This is a genomic window from Streptomyces sp. NPDC001599, from assembly GCF_042893535.1.
Lineage (GTDB): Bacteria > Actinomycetota > Actinomycetes > Streptomycetales > Streptomycetaceae > Streptomyces.
In genome coordinates, this window is sequence record NZ_JBIAVA010000003.1 from 825,902 (window position 1) to 843,274 (window position 17,373).

The 17,373-nt window shown below is 71.1% G+C and carries 11 protein-coding genes and 2 pseudogenes; 6 read left to right on the forward strand and 7 right to left on the reverse strand.

The window, feature by feature from the left end:
* Positions 1 to 366 precede the first annotated feature (366 nt).
* Both ACFYZ3_RS12595 and ACFYZ3_RS12600 read left to right on the forward strand, forming a co-directional pair.
* On the forward strand, positions 367 to 2,256 hold the full coding sequence (locus ACFYZ3_RS12595; RefSeq protein WP_381994228.1) for a right-handed parallel beta-helix repeat-containing protein: 1,890 nt from the start codon (positions 367 to 369) through the stop codon (positions 2,254 to 2,256).
* A gap of 143 nt (positions 2,257 to 2,399) precedes the next feature.
* Positions 2,400 to 2,978 carry a hypothetical protein gene (locus ACFYZ3_RS12600; RefSeq protein ID WP_388515938.1) on the forward strand — a complete coding sequence of 193 codons (579 nt, stop codon included), beginning with the start codon at positions 2,400 to 2,402 and terminating at the stop codon, positions 2,976 to 2,978.
* 88 nt (positions 2,979 to 3,066) lie between these two features.
* Here the strand turns inward: ACFYZ3_RS12600 and ACFYZ3_RS12605 are convergent, their stop codons facing one another.
* On the reverse strand, positions 3,067 to 4,632 hold the full coding sequence (locus ACFYZ3_RS12605; RefSeq protein WP_388515994.1) for a discoidin domain-containing protein: 1,566 nt from the start codon (positions 4,630 to 4,632) through the stop codon (positions 3,067 to 3,069).
* A gap of 764 nt (positions 4,633 to 5,396) precedes the next feature.
* Here ACFYZ3_RS12605 and ACFYZ3_RS12610 point away from each other — a divergent pair.
* Positions 5,397 to 5,711 (forward strand): hypothetical protein, encoded by a 315-nt coding sequence (locus ACFYZ3_RS12610; RefSeq protein WP_388515940.1) that lies wholly within the window; start codon positions 5,397 to 5,399, stop codon positions 5,709 to 5,711.
* A gap of 192 nt (positions 5,712 to 5,903) precedes the next feature.
* On the opposite strand, the gene ACFYZ3_RS12615 is transcribed toward ACFYZ3_RS12610, so the two are convergent.
* The 3 genes and pseudogenes from ACFYZ3_RS12615 to ACFYZ3_RS12625 form a co-directional block, all read right to left on the reverse strand.
* Positions 5,904 to 7,835: an ATP-binding protein gene (locus ACFYZ3_RS12615; protein ID WP_381994232.1), complete on the reverse strand. Its 1,932-nt coding sequence runs from the start codon at positions 7,833 to 7,835 to the stop codon at positions 5,904 to 5,906.
* A gap of 666 nt (positions 7,836 to 8,501) precedes the next feature.
* On the reverse strand, positions 8,502 to 8,888 hold the full coding sequence (locus ACFYZ3_RS12620) for a hypothetical protein (protein ID WP_141652955.1): 387 nt from the start codon (positions 8,886 to 8,888) through the stop codon (positions 8,502 to 8,504).
* An 85-nt stretch (positions 8,889 to 8,973) separates the two neighbouring features.
* A pseudogene (locus tag ACFYZ3_RS12625) lies at positions 8,974 to 9,288 on the reverse strand (AMP-binding protein); the annotation flags it as partial.
* A gap of 438 nt (positions 9,289 to 9,726) precedes the next feature.
* On the opposite strand from ACFYZ3_RS12625, the gene ACFYZ3_RS12630 reads away from it, so the two are divergent.
* A complete protein-coding gene (locus ACFYZ3_RS12630; protein WP_388515943.1) occupies positions 9,727 to 11,913 on the forward strand; it encodes an ATP-binding protein in 2,187 nt (728 codons plus the stop codon).
* Positions 11,914 to 12,485: 572 nt separating this feature from the next.
* Here ACFYZ3_RS12630 and ACFYZ3_RS12635 read toward each other — a convergent pair.
* Entirely contained in the window at positions 12,486 to 13,787 is a 1,302-nt protein-coding gene (locus tag ACFYZ3_RS12635; RefSeq protein WP_042822089.1) for a phytase, read from the reverse strand.
* A gap of 505 nt (positions 13,788 to 14,292) precedes the next feature.
* Here ACFYZ3_RS12635 and ACFYZ3_RS12640 point away from each other — a divergent pair.
* Complete coding sequence (locus ACFYZ3_RS12640; RefSeq protein ID WP_007388218.1) at positions 14,293 to 14,640, forward strand: hypothetical protein; 348 nt, start codon at positions 14,293 to 14,295, stop codon at positions 14,638 to 14,640.
* A gap of 64 nt (positions 14,641 to 14,704) precedes the next feature.
* Positions 14,705 to 14,917 (forward strand): annotated as a pseudogene (locus ACFYZ3_RS12645) (ATP-binding protein); the annotation flags it as partial.
* Positions 14,918 to 15,095: 178 nt separating this feature from the next.
* Here the strand turns inward: ACFYZ3_RS12645 and ACFYZ3_RS12650 are convergent.
* Complete coding sequence (locus ACFYZ3_RS12650) at positions 15,096 to 16,007, reverse strand: endonuclease/exonuclease/phosphatase family protein (protein WP_054101750.1); 912 nt, start codon at positions 16,005 to 16,007, stop codon at positions 15,096 to 15,098.
* Between the two features lie 205 nt (positions 16,008 to 16,212).
* A complete protein-coding gene (locus ACFYZ3_RS12655) occupies positions 16,213 to 17,295 on the reverse strand; it encodes a D-alanyl-D-alanine carboxypeptidase family protein (RefSeq protein ID WP_388515946.1) in 1,083 nt (360 codons plus the stop codon).
* Positions 17,296 to 17,373 lie beyond the last annotated feature (78 nt).

Below are 17,373 nucleotides of genomic sequence, written 5' to 3' on the forward strand. Positions count from 1 at the left end.
GCGGGCCCGTGCTGCGAGGACCCTCCGCCTGAACTTATGACTCATGGGCCGCGAGTTCGTCGCTCCTCGGGTCATCAATTTCAGGTTCAGCCAAGCGTATTGACGGCACCACGGCACGAACATATTAACTATCGTTGCTCGATCAGTGACCCACTAATCGAGTACACGATGCCGTGCGGGTGCCCGCCGGAACGAGCGTCCTCAGGGGCGGCCCCCGCACCCGGACGAACCACGAGCCCACGCGGCTCCGGCTTCCGCGCCGGCTCCGTCGTCCGTGACGGCACGGAACACGCACCCGTCCGGCCCACGCGGATCCGGACATCGGCATCACGCACCCTCACGCACTCCACGCGGCAAGGAGACCTCGTGCCAACCACACAGGTACGCCCCGTACGACGAAGGACCAGAAGACTTCCCCTGCTGCTCGCGGCCGGCGCCCTGCTGGTGGGCGGCGCCACCCTGGACACGCCCGACGCGAGCGCCCAGGCCGCCGACTGCAGGGCCACCGAGCTGTTCGTGTCCCCCGACGGGAACGACAAGGCCAAGGGCACCGAGAGCAGGCCGTTCAAGACCATCGAGAAGGCCCGCGACCACATCCGGGACAAGGGCCTGAACCGGCCCGGCAAAATGCGCTGCGACATCCACGTCAACCTGCGCGCCGGCGACTACCCGTTGGACCGCACCGTCGAACTCGACGACCGGGACTCGGGCGCCGGCGGCCACCAGGTGGTCTACCGCTCCTACGACGGCCCCGGCAAGGCCCGCGTGATGGGCGCCGAGCCGGTGACCGGCTGGGAGGAGTACAAGGACGGCATCTACCGCGCCGACGTCGGCACCGACAACCCCTTCTACACCCTCTTCGAGGACGGTACCCGCGCCACCACGGCCCGCTACCCCAACCGCAAGTCCGACGACGAGTGGGCCCCCTACATGACGTCCACCCTGCCGGAGCCCGAGAAGGAGGCCGTCCACCAGTGGCTGTACTCCAACCCCGGTGACTGGGACGCAAACTGGGACCTCAGCAACGCCCAGGCGGTGGTCTGGTCGGGCGGCAGCTGGAGCTGGTTCACCGACACGGTCCCGATCCGGGACTGGAACCCCGCCAAGAACCAGATGACGCTGAAGTACTGGACCCGCTACGCGCTCAACAACTCCGGCGGCGGCTCGCGCTACTTCCTCCAGAACTCCCTCGACTTCCTGGACCAGGCCGGCGAGTACTACCTGGACTTCAAGAACGGCCGGCTCTACTACAAGCCCCGCGGCGACATCGACGACGTCACCGTGCTGCGTCCCACGGTCAAGACCCTGTTCGACCTGGCCGGGACCGCGCCGGACCGGCGGGCCCAGGACATCACGCTGGACGGACTCGCCCTGCAGTACACCGACTTCGTCGACTGGTACCGCAACGGCTGGATCAGTGACGGCGACTCCGGCGAGGTGCACAAGTACCCGGAGTACGACCGGCAGATCGAGATGCCGCGCAACCGCTTCGGCGCCGTCTCCGTCACCAACAGCAAGGACATCACCCTGTCCCGGCTGAAGATCTCCGACACCGGATACCACGCCGTCTACGCGCTCGCCGCCAACGACCACCTGACCGTCCGCGACAGCCTGCTGGAGAACATCGGCGCCGACGGAATCAAGGTGGAGGGCCCCTACCCGGGCGAGGGCAACACCTCCAACGGCCACCTGCTCACCAACAACTACATCACCCACTACGGTGAACTGAACCCCGGCGACGCCTCCGGCATCGAGCTGATGAACACCGGGAACAACACGGTCAGCCACAGCCACGTCAAGCACAGCGCCCGCTACGGCATCAGCCTCGAGGTCCGCCCGGAAGTGGCCCTCAAGGACAACTACGCCCGCAACAACACCTTCGAGTACCTGCGCATCGACGAAGCCGGCCTGGACAGCGGCGACATGGGCGCCTTCTACACCTACGGCGTCAACAACGTCGAGCCGTACCCGATGGACAACCACGTCCGCCAGATGGTCGTCGGCGACGTGATCCCGGACGAGTCGATGCCCGACAGCGGCACCCGGGGCATCCACATGGACGCCGGCGGCTGCGGCTTCACCTTCGAGGACATCGAGGTGGGCAGGACCACCGACCAGTCGTACCAGAGCTACCAGTGCAACGACGTCGAGAACGCCAACTGGGAGGACGGGTACGACGCCTCCAAGATGGAGTACGACAAGATCGGCGTCACCGCCGGCTTCCCCTACCCGCTGCCCGACGGGGACACCCAGTGAGCGGTCGCTGACCCGTCGCGCCCCCGAAGAACGCCCCCGGGCAGTGTGCCGCAGGAGCCGCTGCCCGGGGTGCGGTGGGCGCGGGCCCCGGAACGCGCCTACCGCGGTGCCGTGGCCGGGGGCCGACCGTGTTGGATGGGCGCATGAGCCAGACAGCTGCTGCCCTGCGCCTGCGGCGGGCGATCGCCCGGACCCGGGATGCGACGCGAGAACGGGCTCCCGTGGGGCGCCGCCCGGAGGAGGCCGACGACGTGCTGGGCACCTTCGCCACGGACGGGGCGCTCGGCTTCGACCCCTTCCCCTTCCTGCGGGCACTGCACGACGCCGGCTCCCACGCGGTGGTCATCGGCCAGGTGGCCGGCATCATGCACGGCTCCACCGAACTGACCGGGGACCTGGACCTGTTGTGGGACGGCACCCCCGCCGAGGCGCGCGCCCTGCGTGTCGCCCTCGCGGCGTGCGGCTGCGCCGAACCGCCGGACCTGGACCGCGAACAGGCGGCGTACGAGGTCACCGGCGCCGGCGGGGACCTGTGCACCCCCGTGCTCCCCTGGGGAGACATGGACGTGTCGCCCTGCCTGGCCCGGGCCGAGACCGCACAGGACCCGGCAGGATTCACCGTCCGCTACGCCGCGCTCGACGACCTGATCCGCATGCGCCGTGCCCTCGGGCGGCCCAAGGACCACCGCCGCGCGGACGAACTCGCCCGCCTGCGCTCCTGATCCGGAGCGGCTCACGTTCCGGCGAGGGCGGCCCGCAGCCGGTCGGTCACCGTGTCCAGGCAGCTCCCGCTGGCCTCGGGGGATTGCCTCAGCCCACGGAGAGCCGGACCAGCCCGTCGTGTGCGTGCGGTGCTCCCTGCACCGTCACCGCGACGTACCGGACCGAGCCCGACCGGGTGAGGCGGCGTACGCGTCCACGGCCGTCCAGGGCGCCGACGCGCTGGTAGCGCACCCCGTCGGTGCTGAACTCCACGCGGGCGGCGGGTGCCGCGCCGGTCCTCCACTGCGCCTCCACCCACCGCACCCCGGTGCGCGTCCCCAGGTCGACCACCATGCGTCCGTCGCGACCGGGGCGCCAGGCCGTGTCCGGGTCGCCGTCCACGGCGGCGTCGGGACTGGACATCCCCGGCGGCAGAGGACTGGTCGGGAAGGTGTTCCGGCCCAGGGCGTGGTCCTGGTGCGGGAAGGCCTGTGCCCCGCGCAGCGTCACCCGCGTCTCGCGCCCGCCCCGCACGGTCGCGTCGGTGCCGCGCCCCTGAGCCTCGATCCGCAGCCGGCAGTGGGCGCCGGACAGGATCAGGGTCGCCCCGTCGGCCACCCGGACCCGCAGCCCGGACGGCAGGGAGCGGCCGGACAGCGCGGTGAGGGTGAAGCGCGGCGCGAGCAGCGAGGCCGACGCCGCCTCCAGCCGCGCACCGTAGTCGATGCCCTCCCGGGTCACCGTCTGCTCACCCTCGTAGACCTGCCGGCGTCCGCCCTGCTGCGGCACCGCGACCCGGGTCTCCACCTCGTCCGCCGACAGGTTGAACAGGCTCAGGTACCCGTCCACCCGCGCCGCGCGGACCCGGCCGTCCCCGGCGGTGGGCGCGGCACGACGGGCCAGCACGCTCAGGTCCCCGGCGGACACACCGCAGTGCCCCTCGATCACCAGCGGCTCCCGCGCCCCTTCGGCCGGGACGATCGTGTCGCCGTACACGGCCAGCGTGTGCTCGCTGTCGCCGCGGACGACGAGCCCGGCACGGCCGTCGACGACGTGGATGCGCGAAGCGGTCGGGGCGAGCAGCTCCGCCGCCCGGGCGCTGCGCGCTCCGGCCCCTCCCACCAGACGCGGCGTGTGCTCGGGAGTGCAGTGCTCGTTGCCGGGGTCGATGCGTTCGGGCGAGAAGGCCACCAGCACGTCGTCCTCGACGTGGAGACCGCGTGCGGCCAGCGGCTCGACGAGCAACTCACGCGTGGTGCCGACATGACTCGTCGACGTCAGGACGAGCAGCTGACCCGGCACGGCATGGGACACCACGGCGGCACAGGCCCCCGACAGCGGGCCGAGGTCCGGCCGCCGGTGGGCGTCGACGGGGGTCGGCACACAGACGATCACCGCGTCGGCCGTGCCGATCGCCGAGAGGTCCGAGGTGAAGCGGCAAGAGTCGCTCTCCAGGGCACAGGCGAGCTGAGCATGGTGCACCGGCAGCAGATCGACCGCGCCGCGGGCGACGGCGTCCAGGCGTTGCGGGCTGGTGTCGACGCCCACCACGTCGGCCCCCGCGCCGAAGAGCGCGAGCGCGGTGGGCAGACCCACGTATCCCAGACCTACGACGGCGACCGTGCCGGGGACCGGAGAGGGCGGGCGCTCGGACGAGCCCTGCGGACGTGGCAGGTCACCTTGATGTGCAAGGAAGGTCATACGCCCATCTAACGGACCTCCAGGAGTGCCGCCGGTGCTCCGGAGCGGCCGACACGCCCCGGATCACCCCCGTGCCACGCCGCTACGACCGTAACGGGCCCGGGGCCGCGCCGGGTGCCGGACGGCCGCTGAACTGTTCGCGTGCCCAGCGCGTTTGACACACGGGACGGAGCAGAGTTCGAAGGAGCTCGCGGCCCAGTCCCTCGGGGTCCGCCCAGGCGTCGGCGCAGGAGGAGGTGGCCACGTTCGTGACCGCCGTGGTCAAGGGGAGCGCAAAGGCGCGCCAGGTGATGGTGCAGCCGGCTGCCGGGTCGCAGCCCTCGCAGGAGGGCAGTCCTGATGGGTGAACCGAAGATGGAGGTGGCCGAGTCCCGACCAACGTCGAGTACAACGTCGGCTGACGGGAAACCTTCCGCGGGGAGCTTCGATGCGGCCGGTCGAGCGCCCGGCGTCTCCACGGTGGAACGTGTGGGCGGTTGTCGGCAATGCACTTCGTTCACTCCGATGCCGCACACCCCGACTGGTGCAGAAGCGTTACTCCAGGCATGAGTGAGAAGACGGGGGAAGCGATTCTCCAGCTGTGGGGGAGCGGGACTCCGGGAACGGGGAAGAACGCGGGCACGGGGCGCCACCCGGCCGTCGGGGCGAGGGAGCGGCCCGGTGGCCAAGCACCTCATGTATCGCGAAGAAGGCGCACCCCCCACGTACGACAGCCGGCACGTCTTCGGCCAGGAGCAGTGGCAACCCCTGCCGGTGACGGCAGGCACCGGGCACACGCGGACGACTTCGGCCATCCCCCGGACATGGCCATCGGGCCCCGCACGGACGGTGACTTCACCGATCCCTCGGTGCCGCCGGGCACCGACTGGGATCCCGCCGAGGAACTGGCCTTCATGCTCCGGGACGCACCAGAGCAGTACGTCGACGAATGTCGTGACGACGGCGCCTTCCGGGGTGGCACAGGGCGCGCCGCCGCAGGCCGGCTCTCGGCGCCGTACGCACCGCTGGTGTGGCGATCGCCGGGCTGGCGGCGGTCATCGCCTCGGCCGTAGGCTTGCTCGGTGGGATGGCCGCCTACGAGCCGCTGCGGCTGTCGGCGACCTCTTCCGTCTCCCACGGCGTGCCGTCGCAGGGACGGCCCCGGGGCGCAGCGCCGCGCGGCGGCGCCGTCCGCCGAGCACCATCCTCCACACACGGCTGCCGCGTTCTCGAACGCGGCAGCGGAGATGTCCTGCGCCCCTCTCTCACCACAGCGGAGCCGTCTCGGGGCGGGCCTGCCAGAGGCCCGCAAGCTGTGCCGTGGAATCGCGCGCGGCTGCGGCACTGTGCTTCCGCGCTGCCGTGGTGGGCCGGGGAGGTCGGGCCTCGATGTCCTGGATCAGTTCACGCAGGGCAACCGCCGTCGCCGGAGCGGCGGGCCGGGTGGCCACCGAAGCGAGGGCGCGGTGAGCACGGTGCAACGCGCGGCCGCTGTGACCGAGTCGGTCGTCGACGACCGCGCGGGCGTGGCGGGCGACGAGCGTCGCCCAGGCGTCTTTGTACCGGTAGGACTCGGTCAGGGCGCGTCGGCAGCTGCGCCGCGCGGCGCTCGGATCGAAGTCGGACTGGGCCACGGCGAGAGCGGCTCGGCTGACCGCGGGGGACGGGCCGCCGGGGGCGCCGGGCGGAATGGTGTCGGCGGCCTCCCGGAAGTGCGGGGCCGCGGCCGTCGGCCCTTGCTGGTGCAGAGTGATCAGCCCCTGTACGTGGGCGATCCGCCCCAGGGTTCCGTCGTCACCGGCGAGGACGGCGGCCGGCCAGGCGCGGCCCAGCAGGCCGCGGGCGGCCTCGGGGTCGCTGTGGGCCGTCAGCCAGGCGGCCTGCCAGAGGCCGTGCAACGCTGCGCGGTGGCCTTCGGACGCCAGCGGGAGCAGACGCACCAGATGGGCGCGTCCCTCCTCGCTCCGGTCATACGCCACCCACAGGAACCACAGGCTGGTGACGATCTCCAGGACCGTCTCGATCCGTTCACGCCGTTCGACGGCGTGGGCCACCGCGGCTTCGACGTCGCCCAGCGAGTCCTCGGCCAGCTCGACGGCCTGTGTCTGGGCGCCGGAGTCCCACAGGTTCTCCGCCACCTCGGCCGTGGCCCGGCAGTGGTTTGCCCGTCGTTCGGCGGCCTGCGGGAACTCGCCCGACTCCTGGAGCCGTTCGACGCCGAACTCCCGGGTAACCCGGTCCATCCGATAGCGGACGGGACGCACCGCTCCGTACTCGCCCGAACGTTCCAGCACGCCCCTGGCGGCCAGTTCGGCCAGAGCACCGGGCACCCGGTGCGGCGGGACGTCCCCGCCGGCGCACACCGACACCGCCGCCCCCTCGCCGAAGAAGCCGCAGAAGATGCCCGCCCTGGCCCACACGGTGCGCAGCGTCGTGTCGCACAGGGCGTAGCCGGCACCGGCCGATGCCCCCAGTGACCGGTGCCGGTGCAGAGCCCGGTGCGGGCTGCGCAGCCAGCCCTGTTCTCGCTCGAGCCGCTCGGCGAGCTCGCCCGGCGAGCAGTGGGCGACCTGCTCCGCGGCGAGTTCGAGAGCCATCGGAACGCCCTCCACCAGCCGGCAGATCGCCCTCGCGTGGCCGAGGCCGGGATCCCGCGTACGGAAGTCGCCCGCCACGGCGTCGACGCGGTCCAGGAAGAGTTCCACGGCCGGGGTGAGCCCGCCGGGGTCCGTGTCCCGCGTCTCGAAGCGCAGGGGTGCCAGACGCAGCACATGCTCGTCCCCGAGTCCCAGGGCGCCACGGGACGTCACGAGTACGCGCATGGCAGGCACGGCCATCAGCAGATGCTGCACCAGCCACGCGGCCTCCGTCCGGACCGGATCCGCGTCGTCGACGACCAGCAGAGTCGGCCCCGGAGGAATGTTCCTCACCACCTGCTGGAGAGTGACGGGTCCCCGCCCCGGCCGACAGCCGGGCAACGTGCGTGCCAGTTCGGCCAACAGCGTGCCGTGCTCGGCCGCGCCCTTGCTCTGAGGCCTGACGCAGACGAGGTACTCCCACGCACCGGTCGGCATCATCGACGCCACGACGGCCGCCCCGAGGCGGCTCTTTCCCTCGCCCGCTCCTCCGGTCACCGCCACCAGACGGTTCTCGGTCAGCAGCCTCCTGAGCGTCGTGGCCTCTCTGTCCCGGCCCACAAGACGACCGGTACCCCCATTCCAGGACGTGGCCGGGTTCGCCGGGCCGGAATTACTCGTCCACACCTTCGTCACTCCGAACCCTTGATCCGCACGGTCGAGAGGCGGTGCGGCGGCCTGGTGGCCGCTCTCCGCGCAGAAGAATCGTCTTTGCTGCCGAGCCCCAGGAGCACCAACACGCAACCGCCCTCCGGGTGACGCCGTTCCGTGGAGATGAACACACCTCAGGGAATGTTCATGCGCATGTGCGATTTACGTCTCGCTCTCATTTCTTTATGCGCTCTCCGCTGCGCCCTATGGACTTGTCGAGAAAACGATAGAGCCCCACTCCTCTCGCTGTCACGTCTGCGCCTTCGCGGTCGGAGGAAGGGTTTCGTCACGGTTCGACGACCGAGTCCGCCTTCGACGCGCTGTACGTGCGGACCCGGTCGGCTGGGTCCGCTCCCACGTGTACGAGTACGCCCTGTCCCCGTGGCTCCGGTTCCGGGAACTCGTGGAACGGCGAGAGCCCGACGTCGTCCGTCCCACCCCTGAGGCACGCCCGCGAAGGCCTGCCAAGCGGCCGCGTCGCAGCCATGGCCTACGTCGAGTGGGCGCCCCGGTCGGTGCCCCCACCGTCTCCGGGACCGGGGCATGACGACTGCGAACCGGGGATCTGTGACCGTACTACTCGGTGAGCGCGGTGGCAGCCGCAGCGTAGCCCGGCAGGTCGTGCGAGACCGCCCCGGTGGTGACCGCCTCGCCGACGGCCAGGCAGGCACCGGCGAGAATCACGGCGTTGAGCCCGTGGGACTGGCCCGTGCAGGGGGACTCGGAGGCTCCGGGGCCGGACGTAGGCTCTTTCGTCCTGCGGGCGGCGACTGTCGCGTGCTCCCGCAAGGTACCGTGGCTCAGAGCCATACCGCCCCAGCCGTCCCCCGGGCCTCCGGCCGGAACCAGGACCGCCGCGTCGTCGTCGGCGCGGTCCACCACGTCGTGGGCCTGGGGCCAGAATCCCAGCTGGGCGAGGACGAGGAACCCCGGGCCGACCGGAACGACGGTCGTGTCGTTCATCTCCACGTCGGCGGCCTCGGCCGCGTCGTGGGACGTGAAGACCAGCCGGGCCCCCCGCGCCGCTCCGGGGCCTGGCCGCGGCCGACGGGGTAGGCGGGTACAGGGGCAGGACGACCGCCCCGATCCGCAGAGCACCGAAGTAGAGAAGGGGAAAGGCCGAAGCGTAGGGCACCATCGTCCCGACCCGGTCGCCCACACGTACACCGTGGGCCGACAGCCCGCCGGCCACGTGGGCGCTCAGCTCGTCCAGTTCGGCATAGGTCAGGACCGTCTCCCGCAGTCGGAAGGCGGATCGGCGCGGGAATCGTACGGCCGCTTCCACGAGCAGGGTGGCGAGGTTGGTCACGTCGGTTCGCTTTCGGATGGGCAGTGCTGATCGGAACAGGGCGACGCACCCCACGGATCACGGGAGGGTGTCGCCGGACGCCGCCGGGCCCTGCGGCACCGACGACTATGCCCTGTGCCGACCGTCTCCACGTGCCGTCACGCGCGGATTTCGGTAGTGGCCCGGGAGGAGATACGTACAGGTGGCACGGCACGTACGTGCACCTAGGTAGCCCGGGAGACGGCCTCCGTGGCGGCCTGTCCGCCGGGCCGTCGGGTGCCCGTGCGTGCACGGCCGTCCGGAACTCCGGTACGCGGGACGCCCGCTGCGTGAGATCCTCGTCGTAACGCAGAGGGAGGGCTTCGTGACACAGTGGAAGTGGGCCAGGGCGGGCGCACGGAACGAGACGACCGGGTTCGTCGGCAGAGCCGCCGAGTTGGAGGCCGTTCGCAGGGCGGTGACGCAGGCCCGGGTGGTCACGCTCACGGGCCTCGGCGGGGTGGGAAGACCCGGGTGGCGGTTCGGGCCGCACACCAGTTGGCAGTCGACTTCCCGGACGGCGTCAGCGTCGCGGAGCTGAGCGGCCTGCGGGACGCCGAGTTCCTGCCCAACACGGTTGCCTCCGCCGTCGGTCTGCCGGAGGTCGCCTCCACTGAGCCGATGGATCAGCTCATCGACCACTTCTCCGACAAGCACGCCCTGCTGGTGCTGGACACGTGCGAGCACCTGGTCGAGGCGATGGCCATGTTCGTCGACATTCTTCTGAGCCATTCCGCCGGACTGGTGTTTCTGCTGACGAGCAGGCAACCCGTCGCGCTGCCCGGCGAGTTCGTCCTGCCGATCCCGCCGATGCCCAGCCCGGACGCTGACGCGAACGAGCAGGACAACGACGCGCTGGCCCTGTTCGTCTCCAGGGCCAAGGCCGCGCTGCCCTCCTTCTCGCTCACCGAGGAGAACCGCTCCGAAGTCATCGCGCTCTGCCGGCGCCTGGACGGTATCCCTCTGGCCATCGAGCTGGCCGCCGTGCGGTTGCGGACCATGCCACTGGAACAGATCCTGGGGCGACTCGACGACCGGTTCCGGCTCCTGGCCGGAGTGCGGACCGCACAAGCACGCCACCACACGTTGCGCACCACCATCGAGTGGAGCCACAGCCTGTGCTCGGAGGCCGAGCGGGAGCTGTGGGCGAGACTCTCGGTGTTCGCCGGAGGGTTCACCCTGGCGGCGGCTGAGGAGGTCGGCTCGGGAGGCGAGTTGGAGGGACGGGACGTGCTCGACCTCCTGGGCGCACTGGTGGACAAGTCGGTGGTGCAGCGCACGGAAGGCGTCCTCGAATACCGCTACCACCTACTGGACACCATCCGGGAGTACGGGGCCGAACAACTGGAGCAGAACGGTCGTACGGAGGAGTACACGCGGCGCCATCAGGACTTCTTCCTGCGCATGGCGGAGCGGGCCGGCGAAGAGTGGCTGGGCGACCAGCAACTCGAGTGGGGAGGACGGCTCGCCGCCGACTTCGACAACTTCCGGGTCGCCATGGACTTCGCCATCGCCCACCCGGCAGACCAGGCCGCCTTCCGCCTGGTGAACGGCCTGCACGGGCTGTGGCTGGGCCGGAGTAGGCTGACCGAGGCGCGACGCTGGATCGAGAAGGCCCTGGCGGCCGAGCCGGAGCCGACCGTTGAGCAGGGCGTAGCCCTGTACTACGGGTCCTACTTCGGCCTCCTCCAGGCGGACCGGGCTGCGCAGGAGACGGTGCGGCGCTGCCGGGCCGTGGCCGAGTTACTGGACGACGACTTCCTGCGTGCCCGGGCCCTTTACGTCGAGACCTACGAGATGCTCATGTGGAGCCGGGACGTCGAGTGCACCATGGCGTCGTACGAGGAGTCGAGGCGGGTGCTGCGGGCCTCGGGCGATCTGCACCCCCTTGTGGCCGGCTACCTCAACACCGCGGTGTTCCACGCCGCCCATGGCAATCCGACCCAGTCCCTGAGCGACGCCGACGAGTGCCTCCGGGAACTGGAGCCCCTGCCGCGTGAGCGATGGGCGCGCAACTATCTGACCATCGCCCAGGTGCTGGCGCTGTGGGCGGACGGCAAGTTCGCGGAGAGCCGGGAACTGGGGCGCAGGGTGCTGCCGTCCGCCCTCGACCAGGGCGAGACCATGAGCCTGGCCGCCACCGTGGAGTTTCTGTCCTGGGTCGCGTGCGCCGAACAGGACCACGAGCACGCCGCGATCCTGCTGGGCGGCTCCACGGCACTCTGGCGGCAGGTCGGCACCACCCTGTGGGGGGTGCGAGCGCTGACCAACCTGCGCACCGAGACCGAGAACGCCCTCATGCTCCGCCTGGGAGCCGAGCGCTTCACCCAGGTCTACGCGCACGGAGCGAAGCTGGAGGTGTCGGAACTCGTCAACATCGCCTGCGGACACGGGCAGCGCACCGCGTCGTCGCCGCCACCGGACGTGGTCAACGGCAGCGCGCTGGGACCCCTCACGCCGCGCGAGCGCGAGGTCGCCGACCTGATCGTCGAGGGTCTCACGAACCGGCAGATCGCCGAACGCCTCGTCATTTCGAAGCGGACGGCCGACACCCACGTCGAGCACATCCTCACGAAGCTGGGCGTCACTTCCCGGGTCCAGGTCGCCGGCCTCGTCGACCGCCCCAAGCCTGCGGAGGACCGGGCGGCACTCGACGCGTGAGCCGGTGCCCCCGGGCCTGCCGCCCTGCGGTGGCATCCCTGGCCGCCGAGGCACAGCGGCCGAAGCTGGTGTGTGCGGTTGCCGCGCCGACAGGGCAACCGCGGTCACGGCCCGCCTCGGGGTGCGGGCCCAGTGTGTGCGCCAGGGCGGCGGCCCCGGCGTAGGCGCCCTCGTAGACCGGCTGCTCGAACGGCTGTCGCCCTGCACCAGTCGGGCCAGGTAGGCCCCGATGCTCAGCCCCAGATCCGCGGCACCCTTGCGCGCGAGCTCTGATCGGACCCTCGCCCAGGTACTCGGTCACGTGATGCGCGGTGGCGCCCACGGGCTGCACGCCCTGCCGGAGCGTCTTCCAGTAGCGGGCGAGGGCGACGAAGTCGACGTTGGTCTTCAGTAGCCGCAGGTGCTCGGTCTCTGCAGCCGGCGGCCGCCACGGATGCGGACCAGCAGTGCTCGAGTGGCCCTCCACGGCTGTCGCGTCGTGAGTCGCGCGTGCGGTCCCATGCGAGGGTTTGGCTACGGTGAGCGGCGGGCCGTCCGTGCGGGCGGCCCGCCGCTCACTCCTTGGGCGGCTGTCAGTCGTCGAGCGCCTCCAGGACGTCGCCGAGGTCGACGAACTTGAAGCCGGTGGCCTCCCGGTCGCCGTCCTCCGGGGCCATGTGGCCGTCCTGGACGACGAGCAGGCCGTCCGGGTACCTGCGGCCGAGCGGCTCGGCGAGCACGTCCGCGCCGTCGCACTCCTCGGAGCCGTCCAGCGACCCGGAAGCGGCACCCACCCGGAAGCCGCCCTCGTACTCGTAGTCGTCGGAGCGTTCACGGTCGTAGGCGACGAAGGTGTCGTCGCCCTGGCTGGAGGCGAGCAGGTAGCCGTCCCCGTCGTCCTGCTTCAGCAGGGTCAGGCCCTCGACGTCCGCCGACATCCGGTCACCGCCGAAGCCGGGGTCGTCAGCCGCCAGGCACTCGTCGGAGGCCTCGTCGTACGTGGCCGGCACACCGTACTCACGGACCTTGTCCTGCAGGACGGGATCACCCTTGAGGTCGGCCCGCAGGCGCCAGATGCCCACGTCCTCCTGCCCGGCGAAGAGCGTGCCCGTCTCCTGGTCGACGACCATACCCTCGACCTGCGGGCCCTCGCCGGGATCGCCACAGGGGGACCACTTCGTGCCGTCGGGCATCGTGAAGACGGCGGGCAGGTCCAGGGTGCGGACCTTCCGGTAGGACACCGTGCCCCGGCTCGTCGTGGTCAGTTCCAGCAGCGCGATGCGGGTGGTCGCGTTCTGGCTGACGAGCGCGTAGGACTTGCCGGTCGCGGAGTCGGTGTAGGTGGTCAGGCCGTAGGCGGTGCTCTCCTCATTGACCTCCTCCTGCGAGCCGGAGAAGATCCACGGCGCCGAGGGGTCCGTGACGTCGGTGAGCGGGGCGCCGGGCCGGTCGCCGTCGACGCGGTAGATGCGCAGCTTGTCGCTGCCGCGGTCGCTGACGACCGCCAGGTCCGTGGTGCCGGAGCCCAGGGCCGTGTCGTGCACCAGGTCGACGTTGTTGAAGCGGCCGGGGGCGTCGTCCGCGCCGGGTGCCGCGGGCGCGGGGACCGACTGCACCTGCCGGGCGTCGAGGTCGTAGACCCGCAGGCCGCCCTCCTTGGCCGTGGCGATGACGAGGCTGGCGTCCGGGTCGGCGGAGTTGCGCCAGATCGCCGGGTCGTCGGCGTTCGCGTTACCGCCCTCGTCGTCGTCGAACAGCGCGGCGGTCTCGGCCCGAGGGACGACCACGGGCGGTGCGGCAGCACCTGCCGGAGTGCCGGATGCCGCACCAGCGGCGAAAGCGAGGGATGCGGCCACCGCGACGGCACCGAAACGGCGTCTAGTGAACGGGCGCAAGAATTTCTCCTCGGTCGAGAAGTGGACGGGACACCACCGAACGATCACAAGAGCACGCGGAGCGCGGGCGACATGGCGGCAACTCTGCATCGACGGACGGATGTCCGACAGGTGAATGTCCCAGAACTCCGGTCATGGCGTCGTGCCGGTTGTGCGGAGGCGCCCGGAGAGGCGCGATGCCGGGCGGGGGACATCGCTCATCACCTTCATCGCCACCCCGTCACCAACGCGGCCAGCACCGTGGCGGCTGCCACGCACACCATCGCGATTCGCGCAGGGCCCGCTTCGACCGCGTGGTCGCGGCCCTTCGTCGTTGGGCTGCCTTGGCTGGTGCCAGTGCCGTGTGACCAGTGGGGTCTGCGAGAAGGACGCGATCGGAGCTGCTTTGTCACTGCCATATGCCTTCCCTGGAAAGTTGTAGGCACTCTCTGAGCGGCAGGTCCTCTACGTTGGCCGCGGTCGTCCGACCACCAGCCACACATGGTCAATACGGGGAGGAACCCTCATGCGCAAGCGCATCGCCGCCACCTTGGGAGCCGCGGCCACAGCCGTCATGCTCACCGCCGGCACGGCGTCCGCGGACACCGACGTCTACTTCACCGACGGCTTCGGACAGTTCACGCGTTCCTGTGACACCACCTACGCCATCAGCCTCAGCACCACCAAGGCAGTCGCGGCCAAGGGCAACAACGGTTCCTGCGACGGCCACGTCTGGATGCGCGTCCACGGCGACGCGTGGGGGAGCTGGACGCACAGCAACACGAGCGTGAAGCGCACCAGCCCCAGCGGCAAGTTCGACAGGGCACAGATCAAGGGATGCAGCTCCTGCCACGTCTACACCGTGTACGTCTAGACACTCCGTTCCGGGTTCGTGAGTCAGGACGGGAGCGTCTGCTGACGCGGCCTCGCCGTCGCTCCTGACCTCGCAGCTCGAATCCTTGCCCTACCGTCATGCGCTGACCGTGCCGACCACCCCGGCCGCGGTCCGCCTCGCCAGGCAGACCCTGGAATCCGTGCTGGCCGAGTGGGGAGTGAACCCACACCACCCCTCTGTCGGGCCGGCCATTCTGACGCTCGGGGAGTTGGTGACGAACACGATCCGGCACGCAGCGCCTCTGTCGCCGCAACTCCTCGGACTCGGGTGGCGTGCTCCGCCGCCCGCTTCCGACCGGCGAAGGCGACGAACGAGTCCCGTTCTACCGCGATTCTTCCGCCACAACTGCACCGCGGCGCTGGGAAAGCTGGAACGTAGGCACCCACAGAAAGACCCTGCTGTCCTCGGGTACCCCCAGTGCTGCGCGCGCGGTCTCACGGTGCTGCGCGTTGGCTGCGGCCGGGCTGGTCCGGCCGCGCCGTGGTGGGGGACAGCCGCACGGATGCCGCCACCGGCAGATGATCGCTGCCGGTAGCGGGCAGGGTCCAAGCCGAGCGCGGCTGCATGCCGCGTACGAGGATGTGGTCGATCCGCGTCAGAGGGAAGGACGCCGGCCAGCTCAGCCCGAACCCGGCGCCCGAAGCGTCCTGTGCGGAGGTCATCCCGGAGGTGAGGGCGGACAGGGCGCGGTCGTCCGTGGTGCCGTTGAGGTCGCCCACGAGAAGGGCCCGGGGGAGTGGTTCCGCCCGCAGCGCGGCGGTGAGACGGCCGGCGGCGTCGTCACGCGCGCTCGTCCCGAAACCCGACGTGGTGCTCATCCGCACGGACAGCAAGTGGGCGACGTACACGGCGACGGGGCCGCGCGGGGTGCGGACGGTGGCGCGCAGTGCGCGGGGCCAGGGGGCGATGTCGACCGTGCGCGCGTCGGAGAGGGGATAGCGGCTCCACAGGCCCACCGTGCCCCTCACCCACTGGTACGGGTACTCGGCGGCCAGGACCCTGCGATAGACCGGCGTGTCGTCCCCCAGTTCTTCGAGGGCGAGCACGTCGGCACCGGAGTCGGCCAGGGCACGAGCGGTGTGCGCCGGGTCCGAATTGTGTTCGTTGACGTTGTGGGTCACGACCGTCAGGTTCCCGCCGCCGGCTCGCTTGTCGACGAGTGTCCCGCTGAAGAGCGCGCACCAGACGACGGCGGGCAGCAGTGCCGCCACGGCGACGGTGGGGGAGCGGCGGATCACCGCGTACCCGAGGAGCAGCGGCACCGCCAGGCCGGTCCAGGGCAGGAAGGTCTCGACGAGACTGCCGAGATGACCCGGCCGGTTCGGGATGTATCGGTGCCCGAGCATCACGAGCGAGTGCAGGAGGGCGAGGAGGGCGATGATCCGTCCCCGGCGTCGGCGGCGGGTGCCGGGGTCCTTCCCCTGGGGAGCCGTGGAACCGCGTTCTGCGTGATCGGTGGAGCCGGAACGGGTGGAAGGGGAAGAAAGGATGGCAGAGGCGGATGAAGAGACGGAGGCGGAGAATGCGGCGGGAAGTGTGGCCACGCTCGGCTCACCGGCTTCCGGACGCGACGTCGACCGTCGGCGACGGTGCTGTGGCCACCTGGCTCCGTACCGCCTCGACAAGTGCGCGGCTGCAGTCGAAGACTGTTCGCAGGCCCTCCTGCGGGCTGGTGCCCGCGCGTTGGTGCAGGACCACACCGAGGGCGAGGTGCTGCCGTCCGCGGCGATCGGGGACGGTGACCGCCCACATCAGCGCGCCTCCCGCCGGAGTGCTGGAGCCGGTCTTGGTCCCGACCACGCCCGGTGTGTCCAGCAGGGCGTTGGTGTTGTCGAGAGTGCGGGACGTGCCGGGGACGACGGTGTGCGACTGGGCGACGACGGAGCGGAAGACCTCGTCGCGCACGACCTGCCGGGCCAGCTTCAGCTGGTCGGCCGCGGTACTCGTCGTCGTGGGCTCGAAGCCGCTGGCCCCGGTGTACGTGGTCCGGGTCATGCCGAGGCCGGCTGCCGTCCGGTTCATCTTGCCGACGAACGCCTCCTGTGATCCGGCGTCCCAACGGGCAAGCAGCCTGGCGATGTTGTTGCCAGAGGGGACGAGTATCAGCTCCAGCAGCCGCCGTTGGCTCAGCCGCTGTCCCTGCGTGACCGGAACGCTGGATTCGATGCCGGAGACGGACTCGTCCGCGGCCTGGCGGTCGACGGTGATCCGGGGGCCGGACTCGCTCCTGCGCAGCGGGTGGTCGCGGAGGATCACGTACGCCGTCATCACCTTCGTGACGCTGGCGATCGGCACGGGACGGTTCGGGCCGTGGGTGCCGAGGTCACCGCGGTCGCCGAATCCTTCGAGCCGTACGGCGGCCTGGCCCTCGCGCGGCCAGGGCAGCGACGTGACCCCCGGTTCGTGCTTCCCGCCACTGAGGGGGCCGCTGGTCCCGGGCCCGCCGTCTTTGCCGCCGACGCTGATCACGGTGCCCAGGACCGCCACGGTGATCAGAGCCGCGGCTCCTGCGGCGACGAGCCGGGAACGGCGCGGGAGCCCGCGGGGCAGGCCGTGCGGATGCCGCACGGGATCGGGCCGCTCCGATGCGCCGGGAAGGGTGCCGTGCTCGGCGGGGTCGGTCGGCGGGCGCATGGGTGGTACCTCCACGGGGTCACCGTGCGTGGCGTTCACGCACGGTGTCACTGTGGGTGGCGCCGATGTCCGCGCGGC

Excerpts from the sequence above, each read along its gene's own strand:
- ACFYZ3_RS12655 (WP_388515946.1), bottom strand. The coding sequence starts at position 17,295 with ATGCGCCCGCCGACCGACCCCGCCGAGCACGGCACCCTTCCCGGCGCA.
- ACFYZ3_RS12600 (WP_388515938.1), top strand. The coding sequence starts at position 2,400 with ATGAGCCAGACAGCTGCTGCCCTGCGCCTGCGGCGGGCGATCGCCCGG.
- ACFYZ3_RS12640 (WP_007388218.1), top strand. The coding sequence starts at position 14,293 with ATGCGCAAGCGCATCGCCGCCACCTTGGGAGCCGCGGCCACAGCCGTC.
- ACFYZ3_RS12650 (WP_054101750.1), bottom strand. The coding sequence starts at position 16,007 with ATGCTCGGGCACCGATACATCCCGAACCGGCCGGGTCATCTCGGCAGT.
- ACFYZ3_RS12620 (WP_141652955.1), bottom strand. The coding sequence starts at position 8,888 with ATGAACGACACGACCGTCGTTCCGGTCGGCCCGGGGTTCCTCGTCCTC.